Origin of the sequence: Chlorobaculum sp. 24CR, from assembly GCF_004118635.1 — a bacterium.
Lineage (GTDB): Bacteria > Bacteroidota > Chlorobiia > Chlorobiales > Chlorobiaceae > Chlorobaculum.
Window position 1 is genome coordinate 1 of sequence record NZ_SDGU01000075.1, and the last position, 5,236, is coordinate 5,236.

At 50.6% G+C, this 5,236-nt stretch carries 4 protein-coding genes; 3 read left to right on the forward strand and 1 reads right to left on the reverse strand.

Features of this window, described 5'->3' with window-relative positions; translation table 11 throughout:
- Window positions 1-194 precede the first annotated feature (194 nt).
- Entirely contained in the window at window positions 195-2,219 is a 2,025-nt protein-coding gene (locus tag EST62_RS12285; RefSeq protein ID WP_129052363.1) for a hypothetical protein, read from the forward strand.
- A 169-nt stretch (window positions 2,220-2,388) separates the two neighbouring features.
- Here the strand turns inward: EST62_RS12285 and EST62_RS12290 are convergent, their stop codons facing one another.
- Window positions 2,389-4,326, reverse strand: a complete 1,938-nt coding sequence (locus tag EST62_RS12290; protein ID WP_129052364.1) for an ABC transporter ATP-binding protein — start codon at window positions 4,324-4,326, stop codon at window positions 2,389-2,391.
- Window positions 4,327-4,420: 94 nt separating this feature from the next.
- On the opposite strand from EST62_RS12290, the gene EST62_RS13565 reads away from it, so the two are divergent.
- Together EST62_RS13565 and EST62_RS12295 are read left to right on the forward strand one after the other, a co-directional pair.
- Window positions 4,421-4,570: a hypothetical protein gene (locus EST62_RS13565; protein ID WP_167599350.1), complete on the forward strand. Its 150-nt coding sequence runs from the start codon at window positions 4,421-4,423 to the stop codon at window positions 4,568-4,570.
- Between the two features lie 330 nt (window positions 4,571-4,900).
- Window positions 4,901-5,089 carry a hypothetical protein gene (locus tag EST62_RS12295; RefSeq protein ID WP_129052365.1) on the forward strand — a complete coding sequence of 63 codons (189 nt, stop codon included), beginning with the start codon at window positions 4,901-4,903 and terminating at the stop codon, window positions 5,087-5,089.
- Window positions 5,090-5,236: the final 147 nt, after the last annotated feature.

The window sequence follows — 5,236 nt, forward strand, 5'->3', positions numbered from 1 at the left end:
GTCAAGGTCGAGAAATTGAGTATAAAAAGTTGCATTCACAGCAGCTCCAACTCTTCTAAATACCTCGAAGCTCTGCTTCGAGGATCCTTTATTTATATCCCCTTCATTGTGAAGGGGATTTTTCATTTTCTGACATGGTTTGTTGATTGGAGCTTATGCGAAATAATGTGACTTTGTCAGCCCGATGGCTTTTTGTGATCGGGCTTCTTTTTTTTCTAACGGTTCAGTGGTACGGCGTCTGGTACATGTGGTATGGGCACCCCGGCCCGGTCGGCCTTGATGATGCCGGATGGTATATGTCCCCGATCGAATTTTTCAGGGAGTTTCCGTTCATCAGAACAGGTGGCGCTGAGCTGACCTCTTCCCCGATATACATCGTTAACAAAATCACCTATCCACTTTTCTTTGGCTGGCTGGCGCTTCTGCTGGGGATTTCAGCCGAGACGATGTTTTATTGGAATTTTTCTATCGGTCTCGGGCTGATGGGGTATGTTTTGTACTCACTGTTCAGACGTATCGATCCTTCTCCATGGTTTGTCCTGCCCGCCTTTGTACTCTTGGCTTTTTACGAAGGGACGGGGCGTTATCATGGCTTTTCATGGGTTGTACCAAGCTTCTACGCAATCGCGCTGTTTCTGTCTGGAATTATTGCGCTGTTTTATTCGCGGCGTCCTATCACATACGGGTTGCCGTTGCTGGTTCTGCTGCTTATCACCCATTCAACTGGAATTTATCTCGCCGCCGTATTGCTCTTGTCATATATTCTGAACGAAAGTGTCAGTGAGCGGAATTTCAAGCCTCTGATCGCAGGGATCCTACTTGCAGCAGTATTGCTTATTGTTTTTCTCTCAGCTGAGTATTTTTATCGACAACATCTGATTCAGCTGTCATTCACAACAACGTTTCACGATTATCAAAACAGTGATTTGATGGCAACAGAAGGATGGCAAAATCGTTTAATATTTGCTATTCAGGCGATGTACAAAACGGTAAAGGTCTATGATTTTAACAAATATTTCTATGGTTTGTATACTCCGTTGGTTGCTTATGGTCTTTTCGAGCTGGTGCGGCACCGGAAACTGCCTCTCGTCTGGGTGTTCAGCTTGCTTCTCGCGGGTTTGATTATCGCGTCGCCGCTTACAATGTATCCGATGCGTTTCTTCTATCCGCTTGAAGTGATCACCTGGATGGTGATTGCGTATGGTATCGGTATGCTTCTCAGGCGTTTGTTTGCTCCTGGCACCGCAAAGGCTGAGGCGGTAAGCTTGCGATGGCCAACGTGGACGCGACGGCTTGCCGATTGGGGAGTGCTCGTGGTTGCCGTGCTGTTTCTCTACAATGCCATCCATCAGAAGGTCGGCCACACAACGTATGTCAAATACAGCAACGTCCGCTTTTTCGATAAGGAGCGTTTTCTCGACTTCATGAAGCAGAATCCGCATACACGGTTCGTGGTTTTCACCAAGATGCGCGATGTCTATTTATCGTATGGCGGAATGTGGCGAAATCCTCAATTGGTTTTTCCTGAACGGTCTGACCCAGAGATGATTGCAGCATTACCGTCCGATTATATCATCGTGGCGGAGAGGCATCGTTTTTTAGATGAGAACAAACGTGGCAATGCTCAGGTGTTTTTGCCAAACAATGCGTCACTTTGGCTGTCGGTAGCGGGGCTTAAACCGGGGTGTTATCGGCTTGAACTGATCGATACCGGCCTTGCTCAAATCAATGGCATTCGTGTTTGTTCTGGCGACTCCGTTGTTTCATCATGGCGGGCCGATGACTATCCGGTGCGTTTTCCCGATGAAGGGATGACGCCGCCGCTGCTGATGCCCTGGTACTGGCAGCTCGAAAAAGCCTGGACTTTTTACAAGCGGCCAATTCGCCGGGATAATGTCTTCAGGATTTCGAAGCGCTATTCGTGTGACTTTCAGCTCGAGCGCCCCCTCTCGATGATTACGCTCGAAAACAACGGCGGCGATCTTTCGCTGAACGGCATCATCAGGATCGTCGATCTCGATCATGGCGGGAGCCGCGTGTTTGATCTGGACTGGGGCGACGAGCGGATGCTGAAAAACGATCTCGGCCTGATCCATGAGGGCAAGCGGTTGCCGTTGCTCTGGTCAGGCGCGTATCCGAACATGCTGATGACGCTGGAGAAGAATTTCCGTGACGTCAAGGCGTTCAGTTTCTATTCAATGGGCTGGCCGGGGCGATAATCCGGTTGCTCATTTATCTTCACGAGCGTGTGGGGCGCATCGTGGAGATGTAGTTCCTTTGCCGGATATTTTTCATCGCAACAGAGTATCTCCATGAAAGGAGATTGGCATTCACTGTCCTTATTGCCGGGGAGTGAATGCTTTTTTTTTGATTCTCGGCAAATCAGCCTCAATATCCCGGTTTGTCGCCCGACTTTTCGGAGAACTGGATGTCGTAGAGGTGTTTGTATGTCCCGTTCATTTCGAGCAACGCCTCGTGGCTTCCGGATTCGATGACGCGCCCGCGTTCCATTACAATGATCCGGTCGGCATTCCTGACGGTCGATAGCCGGTGAGCGACGACCAGCGCGGTGCGGTTCTCCATGGCGTGGTCGATGGCCTCCTGCACCACTTTTTCCGATTCGTTGTCCAGAGCGCTGGTGGCTTCGTCGAAGATGAGCAGCTCGGGATTTCTGACCATCGCCCGCGCTATAGCCAGGCGCTGACGCTGGCCGCCCGAAAGCTGGATGCCGCGGTCGCCGACGAGCGTTTTATACCCTTCAGGCTTTTCTATGATGAAGTTGTGAGCGTTGGCCAGCCGCGCCGCGCGTTCGATCTGCTCGGGGTCGATGCCGTTGCGGATACCGTAGGCGATGTTCTGCTCGATGGTGTCGTTGAACAGGATCACCTCCTGGCTGACCACGCCGATTATCTGGCGGAGCTGTTTGTAATCGTACTCCTTGATGTCGATGCCGTCGATGGTGATGCGGCCTGAATTGACGTCGTAAAAGCGCAGCAGGAGATCGACCGCGGTCGATTTGCCGGAACCGGACTGGCCGACCAGGGCGACCATTTCGCCTTTTTTGATTTCGAAGCTCACCTTGTCGAGCACGAACGGAGCATCCGGCTCTTTTCGGTAGCGGAAGCTGACCTCCTCGAAGCGGATCGAGTGTGAGAAGCCATCGATCTTTCTGGTGCCGTTGACAATATCGGGCCGGGTATCGAGCAGCTCGAAAAGCTTTTCAGCCGAAGCCATGCCAATGTGTATCTGGGTGCTCATGGTGCTGAAGGTTTTGAACGGCCCCATGACCGAGTAGAGCGTGAAGGCGAAAAGCAAGAGTTCGGTGGAGGTCATTTTCCCCGCAAACACCTGCAAACCGCCGTACCAGAGCACCATGGCGACCGCTCCGATCAGGAACGTTTCGTTCAGTGGGCTGATGATGTTTTTCAGGCGATTGATTCGTATATCGAGTTTCCGGTAGTCGCGGGTGAACTGCTTGAAGCGCCTGACCTCCACATCTTCGAATGCGCTCGATTTGATCACCTTGATGCCGCTGAACTTTTCTTGCAGCACCGAATTCATGTTGCCCATCAGGTCTCTGAGGCGTCTGGCCATCGATTTGATCCGCTTGCCGATCAAACGCATGATGGCGAAGATGAGCAGCGAGGTGACCGAGGCGAACAGGGTCAGTTTCCAGCTCAGTACCAAGAGTACGACGACATACACGAGTATGGAAAAAGGGTTCTGGAGCAGGTTGACGAAGGTCGAACTGATCATGTTGTTCACCGAACTCACCTCGTTGTGAACATAATTCATCAGCGTGCCGACCCGGTTCTGGTTGAAGTAATCGATCTGCATTTCAACGATGCTGCTGAAAACGTCGTCTCTGAGGGTCTTGGCGGTTCGTGTCTGGATGCGGAAAATGAGCTGGCCGTTCAGGTAGATGAACAGATTTTTCAGGAAGAACGCCCCGATCAGGAAGAGGCATATTCTGAGGAGGGTCTCCTCGCGACTACCGGCATCAAAGAGTTGCTGGAATTTCGCGGTCGCCCAGGTTTTGAGGGCCTTGGTGTCGGTGAGCTTTTCGGGAAACTTGACATCGGCATCAACCGGCATAGCCTGTGTTTTCGCGTTTTGCAACTCCGGCATGTTCGGGAGCTTGACGCCGGGAGCCGAGGCGGAGGTTTGCTGAGGTTGGTTGCTTGTAAAGACTGTGTTCAGGAGCGGAAGAACCGAATAAATCGAGATGACGCTGAACAGGGAGGTCAGGATGCTCACGAAGAAAACGACAACGATCCGGCTTTTCGACGGCGCGAGATAGTTCAGGAGTCTCAGGTAAATATTCATCAGGTCTGCGTGTTTGCTACGAGGTGGAGTTCAGGCCGGTGAGCAGTGCTGTTGCCGGTTCGGCTTCGTAAGGCACCGGGTTTCTCAGGGATCAATGTACGGCATTTTTCAATTATTGCGCTTTTCGATCCGCCGAGGCTTTGAACAATGGCCTGAGCGCCTGTGGCGCGGCGGCGGTCGGCGGGCGCTGGTGCAGCTGCTCGCCGATTGCCACGGCTTGCTTGCCCAATCGGGTTGGGGATGAAGAGCGTGGCGGAGTTGAGACTGTCCCGGCATCTCGTTCACGCTGGATTACGCATTATCAGCGATGTCGCGGTTGAGGTTATGCCGGGTTGTCAGGCGAGATTCGGATTTGGTGTTCAGAAAAATGGTGTGGTATCTTTTTCTACAAGAGCTCCTTTTCTGTAATTCTTTTTTTCCAATCGGTTCCAAAATTGTACCTCAGCAATCGGGAAATAAACTTGAAATAAGAGCGTCGTTCAAATGCAGATCTGATTGACTGCACTTCAGACGGCTTCAGTTTCGTTTGTTGACTGGTGCCTTTGTTTAAACTGCTTCTCGGTACGAATACTGCATGGAGACAACGGAAACAGGAGTCATCCCAGTTGAATTCTCGATAGAGATCATGTTTGTGTTGATGATTTTTTGTTTCGCTCTTGAATTTAAGTACTTCGGAGTACAACCTTTCCGGGCAACCCGTCCAGCTCTCGATGAACGAAAATTTGACCCGTTTTGTTATGGTGCTGATTATATGGAAAATTGATATTGCTTTTTTGTTATGATCGTTGACAGGGAGGCTGAAAAACGATTATTCATTAAATCTCTATGGGATATATTCCCCGAAGCTCTGCTTCGTTAAAGATAAAAGTGTAATAATTGAGCACATATATTCATAAAAGTCATAATGTAT

Coding starts and splice junctions, on each gene's coding strand:
- EST62_RS12290 (WP_129052364.1), bottom strand. CDS start 4,326: ATGAATATTTACCTGAGACTCCTGAACTATCTCGCGCCGTCGAAAAGC.
- EST62_RS13565 (WP_167599350.1), top strand. CDS start 4,421: ATGTACGGCATTTTTCAATTATTGCGCTTTTCGATCCGCCGAGGCTTT.
- EST62_RS12295 (WP_129052365.1), top strand. CDS start 4,901: ATGGAGACAACGGAAACAGGAGTCATCCCAGTTGAATTCTCGATAGAG.